Source organism: Paraburkholderia sp. GAS334, from assembly GCF_050436625.1.
In the GTDB taxonomy this organism is placed as follows: Bacteria; Pseudomonadota; Gammaproteobacteria; order Burkholderiales; family Burkholderiaceae; genus Paraburkholderia.
In genome coordinates, this window is the sequence record NZ_JBNDMO010000018.1 from 105,794 (window position 1) to 122,360 (window position 16,567).

The 16,567-nt window shown below is 62.7% G+C and carries 14 protein-coding genes and 1 pseudogene; 7 read left to right on the top strand and 8 right to left on the bottom strand.

The window, feature by feature from the left end:
• Positions 1–29 precede the first annotated feature (29 nt).
• The 4 genes and pseudogenes from P3T21_RS27085 to urtA all read right to left on the bottom strand — a co-directional run.
• A pseudogene (locus tag P3T21_RS27085) lies at positions 30–669 on the bottom strand (IS110 family transposase); the annotation flags it as partial.
• Between the two features lie 279 nt (positions 670–948).
• Positions 949–2,547 (bottom strand): amidase, encoded by a 1,599-nt coding sequence (locus P3T21_RS27090; RefSeq protein ID WP_429259029.1) that lies wholly within the window; start codon positions 2,545–2,547, stop codon positions 949–951.
• A 203-nt stretch (positions 2,548–2,750) separates the two neighbouring features.
• Positions 2,751–3,653: an urea ABC transporter permease subunit UrtB gene (gene urtB, locus P3T21_RS27095; protein ID WP_429259030.1), complete on the bottom strand. Its 903-nt coding sequence runs from the start codon at positions 3,651–3,653 to the stop codon at positions 2,751–2,753.
• Positions 3,654–3,726: 73 nt separating this feature from the next.
• Positions 3,727–4,920: an urea ABC transporter substrate-binding protein gene (gene urtA, locus P3T21_RS27100; protein ID WP_429259031.1), complete on the bottom strand. Its 1,194-nt coding sequence runs from the start codon at positions 4,918–4,920 to the stop codon at positions 3,727–3,729.
• Positions 4,921–5,340: 420 nt separating this feature from the next.
• Between urtA and P3T21_RS27105 the strand changes: the two genes are divergently transcribed.
• The 7 genes from P3T21_RS27105 to P3T21_RS27135 all read left to right on the top strand — a co-directional run bounded on the left by P3T21_RS27105 (position 5,341) and on the right by P3T21_RS27135 (position 12,463).
• A complete protein-coding gene (locus tag P3T21_RS27105) occupies positions 5,341–6,516 on the top strand; it encodes a transporter substrate-binding domain-containing protein (protein ID WP_429259032.1) in 1,176 nt (391 codons plus the stop codon).
• Complete coding sequence (locus P3T21_RS27110; RefSeq protein ID WP_429259033.1) at positions 6,513–7,229, top strand: ANTAR domain-containing response regulator; 717 nt, start codon at positions 6,513–6,515, stop codon at positions 7,227–7,229. The genes P3T21_RS27105 and P3T21_RS27110 overlap by 4 nt, the downstream gene beginning before the upstream one ends.
• A gap of 335 nt (positions 7,230–7,564) precedes the next feature.
• The gene (locus P3T21_RS27115) at positions 7,565–8,005 is read left to right on the top strand and encodes a hypothetical protein (RefSeq protein ID WP_429259034.1); all 441 of its coding nucleotides are present in this window, start codon (positions 7,565–7,567) and stop codon (positions 8,003–8,005) included.
• Between the two features lie 99 nt (positions 8,006–8,104).
• Positions 8,105–10,501, top strand: a complete 2,397-nt coding sequence (locus P3T21_RS27120; protein ID WP_429259035.1) for a N,N-dimethylformamidase beta subunit family domain-containing protein — start codon at positions 8,105–8,107, stop codon at positions 10,499–10,501.
• 19 nt (positions 10,502–10,520) lie between these two features.
• Positions 10,521–11,453 (top strand): hypothetical protein, encoded by a 933-nt coding sequence (locus tag P3T21_RS27125; protein WP_429259036.1) that lies wholly within the window; start codon positions 10,521–10,523, stop codon positions 11,451–11,453.
• On the top strand, positions 11,450–12,133 hold the full coding sequence (locus tag P3T21_RS27130; protein ID WP_429259037.1) for a tetratricopeptide repeat protein: 684 nt from the start codon (positions 11,450–11,452) through the stop codon (positions 12,131–12,133). Before P3T21_RS27125 ends, P3T21_RS27130 begins: the two co-directional genes overlap by 4 nt.
• A 27-nt stretch (positions 12,134–12,160) precedes the next feature.
• Positions 12,161–12,463: a hypothetical protein gene (locus P3T21_RS27135; protein ID WP_429259038.1), complete on the top strand. Its 303-nt coding sequence runs from the start codon at positions 12,161–12,163 to the stop codon at positions 12,461–12,463.
• Between the two features lie 5 nt (positions 12,464–12,468).
• Here P3T21_RS27135 and P3T21_RS27140 read toward each other — a convergent pair whose 3' ends face one another.
• From P3T21_RS27140 to ureG, 4 genes are read right to left on the bottom strand one after another with little or no spacing between them, the layout of a single operon-like run.
• Entirely contained in the window at positions 12,469–14,208 is a 1,740-nt protein-coding gene (locus P3T21_RS27140; protein WP_429259039.1) for a nitric oxide reductase activation protein NorD, read from the bottom strand.
• Between the two features lie 3 nt (positions 14,209–14,211).
• Entirely contained in the window at positions 14,212–15,042 is an 831-nt protein-coding gene (locus tag P3T21_RS27145; protein ID WP_429259040.1) for a CbbQ/NirQ/NorQ/GpvN family protein, read from the bottom strand.
• A 48-nt stretch (positions 15,043–15,090) separates the two neighbouring features.
• Complete coding sequence (locus tag P3T21_RS27150; RefSeq protein ID WP_429259041.1) at positions 15,091–15,912, bottom strand: urease accessory protein UreD; 822 nt, start codon at positions 15,910–15,912, stop codon at positions 15,091–15,093.
• Complete coding sequence (gene ureG, locus P3T21_RS27155; RefSeq protein WP_429259042.1) at positions 15,902–16,564, bottom strand: urease accessory protein UreG; 663 nt, start codon at positions 16,562–16,564, stop codon at positions 15,902–15,904. The genes P3T21_RS27150 and ureG overlap by 11 nt, the downstream gene beginning before the upstream one ends.
• Between the last annotated feature and the right edge of the window lie 3 nt (positions 16,565–16,567).

The window sequence follows — 16,567 nt, forward strand, 5'->3', positions numbered from 1 at the left end:
TACGGGCGGCATTGACAACAGCCGCTCGACTCGCGCTCAATCTCGGCCCGCAAACCCGGCAGCAGGTGCCCTGCCTGCTGGGCCCACCAGTGCGCCCACGCGCGCCCGCCGATGTGCTCGACCCGCAGGTTGTGCAGCACCAGCAGCGAGCGGATCCGGTTGCTGTGGGCGGTGCGCTCCTGCCGCAGACGCCCGAGTTCCCGATGCACGCGCCGCTCATCCTCCTGCTCGGGAGTCGGGATCCGCGCGACCGCCCACACCCGCCCTTCACCCGCGTGGTAGCGCATCAGCATCGACAGCAGCTTGTCGCTGTCGAGCCGGTCCGTCTTCGCGCGGCGTGCCCGCCGGTTCACTTCGATACTGGCCGGCTCTACTACGAGGTTGGCGACCCCTTGCCCGGTCAACCAGCGGTGCAGCCAGAAGCCGTCCCGCCCGGCCTCATAGCAACTGCGCACGGGCGCATCAGTGGCCAGATGGCAGCGGGCTTTGGCTTTCGCGATCGAGGTCAGGACCGACGCCGTATCGCCGGCCACCACCGTACACCGGCTCGGCGCGCGCACACCGTCGCCCAGTGACAGCTTCCAGCTCGTATCGCCCAGTTCGAAGGCGACATACAGCCGCCCGACGATCGTTGTGTTGCCCTTGAGGGGCCGTGACAGGCGCATCCATTTGCGTGCTCCTTTCGAAAAACGGGTGTCGGAATCCTCCGTTTTACTCCAGGGGCTTACTCTCGATGACCTTCCATATCAGTATCTAAAGAGTTTCAAACATAATCAACTCTCCCGTCTGGAGGATGAGTCGATCACTGTGCGCTTATTTTATGTGGCGTTCATTTGCCGAAACTGATGCTACCAACGTCACGATCACGATGCTGTGGCACATATGGATGAGCGCCACATTCTGCACTGCGCTCTTCAGGGCACCGGTGCGAAAATATTCAGCATACATCTAACAATTATTGCGCTCGCTCACAAGCGTATTGATGCGCGCTGATACGTCCATCAAGAGCGTCGGCGCTTTACGGTGGTGTGTTGCCTGTTCATAAGCATAAGCCATCGCGATAAGCGCCGCTTCGTCCCATTGACGGCCAACAAAGATAATCCCGAACGGCGAACCCGACGCGTAGTAACCCGCTGGGACCGTCACGCCCGGCAATCCAGCGATATTGATTTCTCCGACCGTCGTTTCCTGAATCGTTTCCTCCCCATGAAGCGGCGGCAGTTCGCAACGCATTTGCGGAAACGCCAACGCGTCGAGTTGCTGTGCGTTCATCACAGCGTCGAAGATGCGCAGATACTGCGCCTTGAGTTCGATGAACTCGGAGATGTCCGGTGGCGTTGCCGGATTCGCTAGTGCCGCAGCAAATTGAGGCAAGTTGCGCACAAAACTGAGCACGCCCTTCGTACCGAACGCATCTTGCGAAGCGGTTGCCCTCGCGAAGTCGTCGAACGTCCTCAACGGGGAATCAGGACCCAGGCGCTGCAAGTATTGGTGAACGTCGTAGGGAATCGACTCGATGCCGCGCGCGTCGAAATTGACCAGCGGAGGTGTTGGCTTGCGAAGTAAAGAGAACGACGTAGCGGCAAACGGGTCTTCGACGAGAATCGCGCCTGCCGATTGCAACTCGTGCTTCGCGCGTTCGTACAGTTGCGCCGCTTCATCCGACAGCGGCTGCGCACGCCAGCCCGGTCCGTACAGACCGATCCGCTTCCCTTTCAACGCGTCGATGCTCAGCGACGCGGTATAGCCACCCGCCTGTTGATGTCCGACCGAAGCCAGCGTCTTCGGATCTTCCGATGAATGTCCCGCGAGCACATCGAGGCACAGTGCCGCGTCGCGCACGGTTCGCGCAATCGGGCCCACCACGTCACGATTGCCGGACAGCGGCACCACGCCCGTGTTCGGTACGAGTCCGACCGTTGGTTTGATCCCAACAAGGTCTTGCGACGACGCCGGGTTCTGGATGGATCCACCCGTTTCTTCGGCGAGTCCCAACACCGCCATCGCCGATGCAACGGCGGCGGCCGTGCCTGCACTGCTTGCGCCCGGCACGCGATCCGGCATCACGACATTCAGTGTCGGACCGGCCCAACTGTCGTTCGCATGCGTGCCGGAGTGGCTCAACACAGGCACATTGGTCTTGCCGAGCAAGATCGCACCCGCGGCGCGCATGCGCGCCACGACCGGCGCGTCTGTCGCCGGCATCAGATCGACGCCACCGGTCTTGCTGTAAAGCAGCGACCAGCCGGCCGTCGTTGGAAAACCAACCATGTCCATCGGATCCTTGACGACGACCGGGACGCCCGCCAGCGGTCCCAGTGATTCGCCGGCTGAGCGGCGCCGGTCGATGTCACACGCATCCTCGAGTGCTGCCGGGTTCAAAAAAATGAGGGCGTTGTATTTCCCGTTGTACGCTTCGATCTGTTCGAAACACGCTTTCGCGAGCAACTCAGCGGTAAAGCGTCCGCTTGCGAAACCGTCCTGTACCGCTTCTACGGTGAGATTCGCGAGATCAATGCCGACTTCGCGTTCTGAATTTGCATGCATATTTGACGGATCATGTGTCATGTCGCACTCGGTACATATAGTCGATTTAATGCTGACCACCCGACGCTGCACAGAACCGCCGGGAAGGCGGCCGCCAGAGTGATAGTGAAATACGAAGGCCATTGTTCGTCGCACGCAGCAGACCGAAAACAGTTTGCTGTGACCTTTGAAAGTCACAGAACTTGTCACGGCACCTGATTCACTCAACGCCTTACTTTGAGAGCGAACAATCCCTGCGGCCGGAAGTACAGGGCCACAATCACGAGCAAAAGAATGGTTGCCTTGGCCATCGATCCGCTCAACAGAAGTTCGAACATCGACTGAAGCTGGCCGATCGCAAACGCCGAGAGGAACGTGCCGAGCAGACTCTCGATGCCGCCGAACACGACAACGATGAACGTGTCGACGATGTACTGCTGCCCCGTCACGGGCCCGGTGGAAGCCAGCATCGTGAGCGCGCTGCCTGCGATGCCGGCAAGGCCGCACCCCACCGCGAAAGTCACAGCGTCCACGCGCTCCGTGTCGATGCCGGCAGCACCCGCCATCGCGCGATTCTGCATGACCGAGCGGATACGCAGACCCCAGCGACTGCGAAACAGGAACAGGTAGACCGCGAGCGCCACCGCCAAGGTAAGGAACAGAATGAAAATGCGGCTGAGCGGCAGGCCGATGTCCGGCGTGACATTCCATGCGCCCCTCAGCCATGAGACGGTCGGCACGCTGACGTCGATGGGCCCGAAGATCTGCCGGTAGACTTGCTGTAGCACCAGCGAGAGGCCCCATGTCGCGAGCATGGTGTCGAGCGGACGATGGTAGAGCCGACGGATCATCACCCGCTCGAGCACGAAGCCGGCCGCAGCCGTAACGGCGAACGCCACCAGAATCCCCACAAGAAAATAGGTACCCATCAGCGTGGGGAAAAACCGCTGGAAAATGACCGACGTCAGGTACGTCATGTATGCGCCGAGCGCCATGAGCTCACCGTGCGCCATGTTGATAACGCCCATCAGGCCGAAGACGATTGCGAGGCCCACCGCCATGAGCGCGAGCACAGTGAACAGGGACAGGCCATTGAACACCTGTACGAGGAAGACATCGAGAGACATGGTGGCGACCTTGTAAGTGGACGTCGCGGGCGCGCGCCGAACGCGCGCTACTCAATACCATTTGTGAAGCGCTTTACCCGAGCTTCGGGAACGGGTTCGGCTCAATCAGCGGCGACTCGTAGATGATGTCGACCTGCCCGTCCGGCCTGAACATCCCGATTAGTGAATGCTTCCACAGGTGGTGATTGCTGACGTGAAAGTGCACGTCCCCTTCGGGGGCGCTCCAGGCGAGTCCCGATGAAGCAGCAACCACATTGGCGACATCGGTGCTCTTCGCTTTCTCCACGGCGAGCTTCCACAGGTAGACCGCGGTATAGGCGGCTTCAAGCGTATCGCCCAGCACCCGATCCCGCCCATACTTCGCCTTGAATGCCGCTACGAATTTCTCGTTCTGTGGGTTCTTTTCGCTCTGGAAATAGCCCATGCACGAGTACACGCCCACCAGGTTGTCCTTGCCGATGCCAATCGCCTCCTCCTCGGTCACCGCCAGCGCCATGATCGCCTGGTTCTTGCCGGTCATCCCCACGGAGTTGAGCTGCTTGTAAAACGCGACATTCGATCCCCCGACGATGGTAGAGAGAATCACGTCAGGCTTGGCCGCCTTGATCTTGTTAATCACCGACGAGAACTCCGTTGCGCCCAACGGAAAGTAGTCCTCGCCGAGCACCGTGCCGCCCGCCTTTGCAATCGCCGCCTTCGCGATACGGTTGGTGGTGCGCGGCCAGATGTAATCGGAGCCAATCAGGTAGAACTTCTTGCCTTTGTTCTTCGCCAGCCAGTTCACGGCGGGAATGGTTTGCTGCGTCGCTTCCTGGCCGGTGTACATGATGTTCTTCGACATCTCCAGACCTTCGTAGTAGGTCGGGTAGTAAAGCAGCCCGTTGTAGCGCTCGAATACCGGAAGCACGGCCTTGCGCGACGCCGAGGTGTAGCAGCCGAACACCGCCGCCACCTTGTCGCTTTCCACGAGCTTCTGCGCCTTTTCAGCAAAAGTGGGCCAGTCGCTCGCGCCATCTTCCACGATCGGCGCGATGGGCCGCCCCATCACGCCGCCAGCCGCGTTGATCTCCTCAATCGCGAGTTTTTCCGCGTCGACCACGTGCGCCTCCGCAATCGCAATCGTACCGGTCAGCGAATGCAGAATGCCAACCTTAATCGGGTCAGCAGCGTTTGCCCCGCGCGAGCCCAGGATGAGGGCACCCGGGAGCGTACTGGCGGCCGCCGCGGCAGCGGCTGTTTTCAAAAAGTCGCGTCGAGAATTCTTCATGGTGCCTTCATCGAAAAAGTAGTAAACAAAAAAAAGCCCGCAACTAAGGATGACTTAGCTGTCGGGCTTTTTGGCCTTTACCGTATATGACACCTTTGTCACATGCGGCGGAATTCACTATGATCGTTCTGCAGGACTGGCGTGCTGCTCCAGATCACGAGCGTTAAACAGCAAGGTTCGTGCCAAATTACTCGCGTCATCGCCGGAATCCGTCGACCGCCTTGGCATCGCCTTATATAAATTTGATTCAACGACGATGCCGCAATCTCAGCGAGCCTTACGAAGTCCGCGCAGATGTGCGTCCAACACGCCAATTTGTGGCAAAAATGCACGATGGCTGTGCGCAGCGAAGCTTGTGCGCACAAGTCTGGGCGAACGGACCGCAATAAGAAAACGCATCGACGTCACAGGAAACCCAATATGTCTTCACCCAGATATGAACCCGTGAAAATCGGCGTGTTGTATTCGACCACGGGCGTAACAGGTCTCATCGAATCCTCGCAGCAAAGCGCCACCCTTTTCGCAGCCGACGAAATTAACCGCGCGGGAGGCATCAATGGCCGGGAAGTCCAGCTGCTTGTCCGCGATCCGGGCTCGGTTGCGGCCAACTATGCGTCGATGGCCGAGGAGTTGATTGTCGAGGAAGGTGTGCGGCTCATCATGGGTTGCTACATGTCGAGCGGCCGCAAGGTAGTGATCCCCGTGGTCGAGCGGCACAACGCACTGCTCTTCTACCCGACGCTCTATGAGGGCTTCGAGTACAGCCGCAACGTTTTTTGCACGGGTACCCTGCCTAACCAGACCTGCGTTCCCCTCGCCGATTACATGCTTGAAAACTTCGGCTCGCGCGTGTTCATGATCGGCTCGGATTACATCTACCCTTACGAAACGAACCGCATCATGAAGGACTTCGTGTTCGAGCGCGGTGGCGAAACGGTGGACGAGCTCTACGTGCCGCTCGACGCCAGCGAGGAACACTATCGCGTGATCGCTACGCGCATCGCGGCGCTGTCACCCGACTTCGTGTTCTCGACGGTGGTGGGCGTCGGCGTCGAGCACCTGTATCGCAGCTTCGCGAAGAGCGGCCTCGATCCGCGCACCATGCCGATTGCCAGCGTGACGACGTCCGAGGCAGAGATTGCCGCGATGGGCGCGCACCTTGGCGAAGGCCACTTCACATCTGCCTCGTACTTCCAGTCCGTCGACACACCAACGAACCGCGCCTGCCTCGACAATTACCGGCGATTCATGGGCGGCGACGCCGTCACCAATATGTGCTGGGAGGCGGCCTACTTCCAGATGCACGTGCTCGCCAATGCCATGCGCAGCGTGGGCAGCGACAATCCGGTGTCACTGCTGCGTGCCTTGCCGGGCATGGAGTTCGATGCGCCGCAGGGACGCATCCGTATGGACGAAGAGAATCATCACGCCTATCTTCATACCCGAATAGGCCGAGCCAATGCAGCGGGACAGTTCGATATCGTCAGCGCAATACCTGAGCGCGTGCGTGCCGACCCGTATGTGATCGCGCACACGCCGGCCGATAGCGGTCCGTTCGCGCACGGCATTCCCACTACCGCCGGGGGTCTTTCATGACACGTAGGCAGCCGACTTCTCAAGCCTTGCAGGACATACGATCGCTGCGTATAGCGGTGGTGCACTCACCCGACCAGGACAGGGATGAGTTGCTCGGGCACCTGAAACGGATCGGTTGCAAGGTGCAAGTATGCTGGCCGAACCTCGATGTCGAACTCGACGCGATCGACCTGGTGATCATGTCAGTGAACCCGCAGACCGCCGCGACCCATCACACCTGGCTCGGCCAGAAAGGCGCGCCGCCCATCATTCCCGTCGTGACCTATGAAAATCCGGTGGTGATCGAAGCGGTCATGCTGCTCAATGCCTTCAGCGTCATTCCATCGCCGGTTCGCTCGTTCGGCGTGCTCACCGCGATCGCTGTCACCGTCGCGCAGCACAAGAAGCAAAAGTCGCTGGAAAAGTACATCCAGCGCGCTGAGGAAAAGGCATCGAAGCAGCGGACGATCGAACTCGCCAAGTCGATTCTCATGAAGAGTCAGCAACTATCGGAAGAAGATGCGTACCGTGCGTTGTGTTTGCAGGCGCGCGACAATCACGCGCTGATAGAAGCCGTCGCCGATGAAATCGTCAGGACCGATTCCATGCGCACTGAAACGCCCGTTAGCAGTGCGGGACGCACCACCGATGCACAGCCGCGCACGTTTGTCGCGCAGGACATGCCGGCAAAAATCGATGGCCGAGTGTCCGCGAGCAGTACTGAAAGCCGCTAGCGGCAAACGCTGACAGCGCGCACATGCATTACGCGCAGTCACAGGCACACTTTTTGCTGAATCTTTGTCGCAGCATAAGTCTGCGCCTTGATCTCAATCAGGCGTAAGCAGCAGCAAAGCTTGACTCAACGATGCCGAACGAGACAAAGACGTCTCGGACGGCAAAAGGCCAAAAAGCCCGACTTGCCAGTGTTTCTGGCATTCGGGCTTTTTTGCGTTTCAGCGGCTGTGCAAGCGCGCAGACGCTGCAAATCGCGCGGCGTATCGACGGCCTTGTTCCAGTTTTCTGTAAAAAAGATTAGTCATCCTTCAAATCTCTCTATGAGGTTGATCTCATGATTCCTATCCCAAAGAAAGGCACGCCCGAACGCGAGCGGTTGATCGCGCTTCACAAGGAATGCACGGAGTCCATGCATGGCGTGGCGGGCTTCTCGGTCCTCAAGTGCCAGACACCCGGCGACACCACCGTCGTGACCGGCGGCACCCATGAGTACCATGACCTGCGCCGTGTGTTGCTGCGCATGCGCGGTGCGTCGCCGAAAAACAAGCTTATCGTAATCTGTACGAAGGTGGACGCCGAATGGCGCATCGGCCGGCTGTCGGGCATTCGCGGCCTGCCGCCGGTTTTCGTCACCGACGATGTCTACACCAGCGAGCAGGATATCCAGCACGCGATCTTCCTGATGCGTCTGGACGAGATGCCGGAGACCGACGGCATGCCCGAGCACTATTCACAAGGTTACAAGCGTCGCGACGACAACTGGCCGGTGACCTGACCCGGTCTGCAATAACGCCCTTCCCTGCGCGGCCCGGCCGGCGCGGGGACCACGACGACCGCCGCTCGACGAGCGGCATCAAGGCAGGAGCGATTCTCCATGTGTGCAATGCGACTCACCGGCTACGCGGACAAATTCAGCGTCCATCCCGGCGACACGATCAGGTTCTACGTCAACTGTGACGGCCCGGCGCAATACCGCGCATCGATCGTGCAGATGATCAACGGCGACACCAACCCGCGCGGACCGGGTTTCATCGAGAAGGCCGTCATGGCCGATTGCGAAGCCACTTACGACGGCCGCCCGCAAGCGGTCTACGGTGGCTCGTATGCGTACGTGCCGGATGCGCCACAACTGCAGGTGGAGAGCTTCACGCTGCAATGCTGGATCTGGCCGACCACGCCGCGCACCGATGCGCGCTACTGGAAGCACGGCGAGCAGGGCCTCGTCACGAAGTGGTCGAACGGCGCGGGCTATGGCCTCTTCATCAATGAGGACGGCTGCGCCGAACTGCGCATCAACGACCAGACCGTCACCACCGGCGCGCCTCTGCGGGACCATGCGTGGCATTTCCTCGCCGCCACATTCGATGCGAAGAGCGGCGCCGTGGTGCTGTATCACGAACCGCAGATCGCCTATGCGCTCGACCCGGCCGTGCTGCCCGTTGAAGCGCAGTGCGCCGGCCCGATCAGGCACGCGGACATTCCGCTCGTCATCGCGGGATTCGTGAAGGAACTCGAAAGCGGTCCGATCGGCCGCTCGTCCGTGCCACAGGGCGTATTGATCGGCGGTCACTACAACGGCAAGATCGATAGCCCGCGCCTGTGCAACCGCGCGCTCTCGCGCTTCGAGATCGAGACGATGAAGGCCGGTGTGCAACCCGGTCTGAGCGAGCGCCGCCATTCAGGGCCGACCGGCCCGTTGTCCGAATGCATCGTGGCGGCATGGGACTTTTCGGACGGCATCGACACGCTCGTATGCCGCGACCAGGGACCGTACAAATTTCACGCATCGCTCGTCAACTGCCCGACGCGCGCCATGACCGGCTACAACTGGGCCGGCCGCAACTTCGACTGGAAGCACGCGCAGAAGGAATACGGCGCGATCCACTTCCACGACGACGACCTCGACAATGCGCGCTGGGACGCCAGTTTCGAATGGAAGGTGCCGGAGGACATCAAGAGCCGCTTCTACGCGGCAAAGCTCACCACGTCCGAAGGCGACGAAGACTACATCCCGTTCTGGATCGTGCCGAAGCTCGGCGCGAAAAAGTCGAAGATCGCAGTGATGGTGCCGACCATCAGCTATATGGCGTATGCGAATGAGCACGTTGCATGCAATGCCGGCGGCGCAGAGCTTTTCGTCTATCGCGTTCCGATCATGCAGCAGCAGAACATGTTCCTCGCCGAGCATCGCGAGTACGCCGGTTCGATCTACGACACGCATACCGACGGCAGCGGCATCTGCCTGTCGTCGCGGCTGCGGCCCATCCTGAGCATTCGCCCGAAGTACGACCACTTCCTCGCACAGGCGCCGTGGCAATATCCGGCCGATCTGCACCTCGTGTACTGGCTCGAGACGCTCGGCTACGAATACGACGTCTTCACCGACGAAGACCTGACCTACGACGGCCTTGCGCGCCTCGAAGACTACAACGTCATCATCACTGGCTCCCATCCGGAGCATAATTCGGGACCGCAGCTTGACGCGCTGCACGACTACACGCAGCGCGGCGGCCGCATCATGTACATGGGTGCCGACGGCTGGTACTGGGTGCATTCGTATCATCCGGCCTACGATGAACTTGGTCGCGGCATCGTCACCGAAATGCGCCGCTGCGAATCGGGCATCCGCACGTGGCGTGCCGATCCGGGCGAGTATTACCATCAGGGTACCGGCGAACTCGGCGGCATGTGGCGCTACCGCGGTCGCTACCTGCATTCGGTCGCGGGCACGGGCATGTCGTCGGAGGGCTTCGATATCTCCAGCTATTTCTCGCGCACGCCGGAAAGTCTCGACGAACGCGTTGGCTGGGCCTTCGAAGGCATCGACTATGACGAGAAACTCGGCAACTTCGGCCTCGTCGGCGGCGGTGCAGCAGGACTCGAACTCGATATCGTCGACACCATGCTCGGCTCGCCGCCACACATTCTGACCGTGGCCACCTCCGCGGGACGTCACACTGAAGCCTACCTGCTCGTGATGGAAGACTTCGGCTTCAACCAGCAGGGCCTGGACGGCACCGTCCATCCACGCGTTCGCGCCGACATCACCTTCCATGAGACGCCAAACGGAGGCGGATGTTTCGCCTTCAGTTCGATCGCGTATTGCGGCTCGTTGCCCTGGAATAATTGCGACAACAACATTTCGCGGCTGACGAAGAACGTGCTCGATCGCTTCAGTGCCGACGGCCCGCTGCCGGCCGCCTCGGCGAGCGCGGTCGTACACCGTGGACGCGCTGACTATGAATCGCCCGCTGTCGTGACAACGAGCTGATTCGCAGGGAGACAACACCATGAGTGAAATCGTCGCGTCACGCGTTAAGGCGCCCGTTCGGACGTCCTCGCTTAACGCCGATGCCTACCGTACGCTCGCGTTCGCGCAGATCGAGGACGATGCGGTCTGGACCCGCGAGTGGATCTGCATCGGCGTCGATGAGGACATTCCCGTCGCGGGCGACCTGCTGCCGTTCACCGTCGGTGATCATGCGGTGCACGTGCAACGTCTCGCGAGCGGCCGACTGGCTGGCCGCTTCAACCTCGCGCAGCACGGCGGCTGCCGCGTCGTACCGCTGCAATGCCGGCAAGGTGCGAAAACGTCGTGCTCGTTCACGTCTTGCGGACACAGCCGCGACCGCGCGCCGTTGACAGCAGCCGAAACCGGCACGCCGAGCCCCGAGATGTATCAGTATCTCGGGCTGCGTCCGGAGCGTCTGCTGGGCGTGCGTGTCGCCGCATTCGGGCCACTGCTGTTCGTTCATCTCGACCCGGCGGGCAAGGCGTTTGAAGCCGGCGCGGTACCAGCCGCCATTGCAAGCGTGAGCGAGCGGCGCGGCAACGAGTGGATCGAACTGTCCGGCAACTGGAAGCATGTGGGACAGCGCATTGCGGCAGGCGCGAAGCTCGTCGGTGCACGCGACGGGGGCGCAACATTCGAAAGCGGTGACGATCCGGTGCGTGCCACGTGGTGTTTTCCTAATCTGATCGTGCTCTCTGCCGGCAAGAGCACGTGCGTGATCGTTCTCCAACCGGTGGCATTGCAGCGCACAGTATGCCGCGTGAGCGTCTACGGCTCGCAATCGCTCGCGAGATGGCAGGATCTGCTCGAGCGCCGCTGCGCCGCAATCGACATTCCTGCCGATTCGGCCCGCTGGCTCGAAAGCACGCTCGCCGCCCGCATCGCACGGCGCACGAACCTCCTTCCCCTTACCGGATACGCCACCACATGATTGCCGTGACGCAACCGAGCCTCGACGAGGCCGTCAAGTTATATGCGAAGGGCCGTTTCGACGACGCCTTCCATTCCTTCGAAGCCCTCGCCGAAGCGGGCGACAGCAACGCTCAGGCATGGCTCGCCGCGCTCTATGCGAATGGCGAAGGCGTCGAAGCCGATTTGCAGCGCGCGTTCGAATGGTATGAAAAGGCCGCACGCCAGGGACATACGCAAGCGCAGACGAATCTCGGCGCCATGCTGCTGTCGCCTCACGAAGCGCTGCACGACGAGGCCGAGGGCGTGCGCTGGATCACGATGGCGGCCGGGAACGGCGACCCGTTCGCACAGGCGAACCTCGCCAGTCTCTTCGCGAAAGGCCGCGGAATGCAGCAGGACGATGCGGCAGCCGCGCAGTGGTATCGGCGTGCTGCTGAACAGGGCCATTACCCGTCGCAGGCGCGGCTTGGTTTCAGCTATGCGACGGGACGCGGCGTCGAGCGCGATCGGGTGCAGGCCTTCGCGTGGCTCTCGCTGGCCGCGCAGCATGGCGTCGGCACCGCGCTCAATGCACTCGAGAACGTGCTGAGCGACATGTCGGCGGAAGAAAAGCGCGCGGGCGCGAACCTCTTCGAGCAGTGGCGCTCACGCACCGCTAGCGGAACTTCGCCGGCGCGCCTGATGCCGCTTGCAGGATAAAACAGGCACGATGCCCCGGAGGAAACGGTGAACTACAGCGTGCAGCAGATCAAGTTCGAGTGCTTCAGCTACATCAAGGAGTTCGGCGCGCGTATGGAAGACTGGGTGATCGGCGCGGCGAGCGACCCCGATTGCGCGCTCTTCGAGGCGTGCGCCGTGGATCGCCGCGAGGACATCTGGATGTGGAAGCCCGCGCTGTCCCCGGCGGCGGCTTCGGCGGTGATCGATTTCATGACGTCGCGCTACCGGTTGAGCCGCGCGGCCACGCACGCGGGCGACGCGCCCGCGCGCTTCGTCTTCATGTACAGGAAGCGGCCGGCACAGCGTTGAGCGGGCTACGCCGTGACCGCTGCGATCCGTTGCAGCGCGCCGGCGAGACCGTCTTCCTGCGCCGCCAGGGCCACGCGTTCGCGCCCGAACATCGCAACGGCGACATCGAGTGAAGCGGCGTCGAACGAGAGGCAGGCACAACGAATGCCCTGTGCCGCCAGCTCTCTGATCGCGCGGCGCATGTCCTCCTGCAGATAGCGCGGATCGAAACTGTCGACGTCGAAGGGTACGCCGTCCGATACCACGAGGACCGAAGCCGTCACGCCGCTGCGGACTTCGGGCGCGAGCGTCGCGCCGACGTGCCGGAGCGCCGCACCAAACCGGGTCGACAGTCCCGGACGAACAGCCATGAGCCTCGTCTCGACGGCACCGCTCCACGCATCGGCGAAATCCTTGAAGATATGAAACCGCACGCGCTGGCGGCCGTCGGAGTGAAAGCCGTACATCGCGAACGGGCGGCCATTCGCCGCGAGCGCGCGGCCCAGCATGCAGCTCGACGCAACCGCGCCGCGCATGCGCCCCGCCGCCGACGCCGACAGATCCAGCAGCACCGCGAGCGGCCCGCTCTCCGAACGCATGCGCCGCACAATGAAGCCCTTGACGTCGTCAGCCATGCCGCGACGCGCATCGATACGGCCCATAATGCAGGCATCCAGGTCGAGCACGTCGCCTTCATATGCTCGCGTACTACCCACCGCCACGCGATGCCGCGCCGCGCGAAAAATAGCGCGCACGCGCCGCTCCGCCGCTTCGTCGACGAACTCGGGCAAAAGCCGGTCGCCCGGTTCAGGACGCAGCGACTCCACCCGACACCAGTGACTCCGATAGCGCCGGATCACATAATCCCATTCGCGATACCGCGCCACGGAGACAACGGTCGATGGCGTCTCGTCGTCGTGCTCCGCGGGTGCGGCCGACGCCGGCGCTTCGCCCGGACTTGCAGCGAGCCCGCGAGGCGGTTGCGCGGCATCGGGCAGCAGCTCGCGCAGGTTCGGCGACTCCTGTAGCGTCGCGTTGCGCTCGGCAGGAGCGTCGTCGGGCGCATGGGCGATCGGCGTCGGCTCGGCGTTCCAGACGAGGCTATTGTCGTCGCGATACGCGGCCTCCTGCGCATAGGTCTTCGCGTTGAACTGCACGCGCATCTGGCCGAGATCGTTGCCGAGCAGGTTGCCAAGCTCGCGCGAGATGGCCGGATCGGCGCCGTGCGTCGCGGCGAACGCTGCGTCGAAGAGACGCCGGCCTTTCGTCACCCAGCCGTCGTCGTCGGCATAATCCGGGTCGAGCAATGCGCGCGACAACCTTGCGATCAGCGCCGGCGCCGTCCTCGCGCCCTGCGTGCCGGTCCGATGAAACGGCAGCCACCACTGCCGCAGACCAGGATAACGCAACACGGCGAGCCGCTCGACACGCGCATCCTCGAACGCCCCCACCAGCGCGACCTGCAGCGGCCGCAGCTTGCCCTGATCGAAGCGCGCCGTCGACCACGTCAGGTGTGCGGCGGCATGCGCCGCGCTCGCGAGGTAGAAGAGAGCTTCGTCGGCGGGTTCATCGCATGCGACCCGCGCGTCGGGTAGGAACAGCACCGGCTCCGTCACGAGCGGACGATCCGCCCGCATCTCGCCGTCGTCCCTCTGTGCGGCGAGCGACTGAACTTTCGGCGCGATGCTCCACGCCGCCTTCAGGTAGAAAGCGAGCACGCGCGCGGCCGCGTCCAGTGAACCCGTGACTGCCTGGTCCGCCCGCATCGCTTAGCCGAACACGCCGGCGACCACCGCCATCAGCGCGGCGCACAGGTCCGCGTCGTCGGCGAGCGGCTGGATCACGCCGATGCGGCACGCGGACTGCTCGTCCATGCCGCCGACAATCAGCGTCGCCGCATAGATCAGCATGCGGGTCGATGCGCCCTCGGGCAAAGCGGGATCGTCGAGCGCGCGCGTGCGCGCACCGAGCGCCACCAGCTTTTGCGCGACTTCGGCACTCACGCCGGTCTCATGCGCGACAATGTCCGCTTCGGCGTGCGCGTCGGGCCAGTTCATGTCGAGCGCGACGAAGCGTTGCCGGGTGGACGGCTTCAAGTCCTTCGACGCGTGCTGGTAATGCGGATTGAACGAGATCACGAGCACGAAGTCGGGATGCGCCGCGATCAGCTCGCCGCACTTGTCGATGGGCAGGATGCGGCGCGAATCGGTGAGCGGATGGATCACAACCGTCGTATCCGTGCGCGCTTCCACGACTTCGTCGAGATAGCAGATCGCTCCGTGGCGCACCGCTTGGGTAAGCGGTCCGTCCTGCCAATAGGTGCCATTGCCGTCGAGCAGGTAGCGACCTACCAGATCGCCCGCCGTCATGTCCTCATGGCAGGCAATCGTGACGAGTGGACGCCCGAGCTTCCACGCCATGTACTCGACCAGCCGGGTCTTGCCGCAGCCCGTCGGCCCTTTCAGCATGATCGGCAAACGGGCGTGATAGGCCGCCGCGAACCACTCGGTCTCGTGATGCACCGGCCGATACCACGGTTCCTTCGGCAGCCGCCACGGATCGAGCGGTAGCGCGGCGGTTGCGAGATGCGGCCTCGTCATGGGGGCTCCTTGTATTGGACGATTGAATGATTGGACGCTATGCATCGCTCACCCGTTGCACAACGCGCCGCGAACCGCATCGATCGCGCGGGCGAGCGTCTTTCGCAACGAAAGACTGTCGGTGGCGAGGACGCGCATGAACGCGCCGCACTGTCCGGGCAACAGGCCGGCACCCGCGTAGACGGCATCTTCGGTCGCTTGTTCGAGCGCGTGGGCGGCGGCAGCCCCTTCTTCGGCATCGAGCGTCAGCACCATCAAGCCACCATGCGCGGCGAAGCGCGAACTCACGCCACCCAACGGCCGGCCCGATGCCCCGTCGAGACGGAAGCGGTCGAGCGCAAGCAACTGGCCCTGTGCGCCGCGCACCGAGATCGCCGCATCGAGCGCGCCGAACGGCGTCTCGCTGCCTGTGGGGTCGTGCGTCGTATAGCAGTCGGCCAGCATGATGCGCGCACCGGGATGCAGGACGACGTCGATGCTGCTTTCGAGCCGCGTGCCGGGAAAGAGAATCGACGGATGCGGCAGCCAGTCGAGTTGCGCGCCCGCGTGCGCTTCGATATGCACGCGCGATTTCGCCGAGCCGCGTGTCATCGAGTGGACGATGGTGGCCGCAGCCGTCTCCACACGAGCGCGTGCCCGTTCGGTCGCGACGACATGCTGATGCACGTCGTCGTCCTCGAACAGTCCGCCCGACGACGACTGCACGATCACTCGCGCATCCGCTCCATGCGCAAGCAGGCGGCCCACATGATACGGATACCCCGCGCGCTGCCGCGACAGATAAGTGGCGCCCGACGGCCCGCGCGAAAAGCACAGGTCGAGTTGCGGCTGCCAGAGTCCGGCGCTCGCCGGCAGGGCGTCAATGCGCATCGAAGAGCACGTTCTCCACGATCGCGTCGACTACGACATCGACGCCGTCGCCCGTCGCACAGTTGGTGAGCGTGACCGCGCGCTGGCCACGCACCTCGCGCGCCTCCCTCACCATCCGTTCGAGATCGACGTCCACGTAAGGCGCCAGATCGAACTTGTTGATGACGAGCAGATCGCAGGACACGACGCCGAGCCCGCGCTTGCGGGGGATATCGTCGCCGGCCGCCACGTCGATCACAAAGATCCAGTAGTCCACCAGATCCAGAGAAAACGATGAAGCGAGATTGTCGCCGCCCGACTCGATCAGCACGAGTTGCAGGCCTGCGAAGCGCTCGTCGAGTTCGTCGGCGGCCTGCAGGTTCAGCGTGGGATCCTCGCGGATCGCCGTATGCGGGCACGCGCCGGTTTCGACCGCGAGCACACGCGCCGGATCGATCAGACCGCTGCGGCGCACGCGCTCAGCATCCTCGCGCGTGACGAGATCGTTGGTGATGACCGCGAGCTCGATGCCGCGCGCGGCGAAACGCGGGATCAGCCGCTCGAGCAGTCGCGTCTTGCCCGATCCCACCGGACCGCCGATACCGACCCGCGCCGCTCGCGCCGTCGATTGAAACACCGGCTGAATATCGAAAGCTTCCATTTCAACTGGCACCGA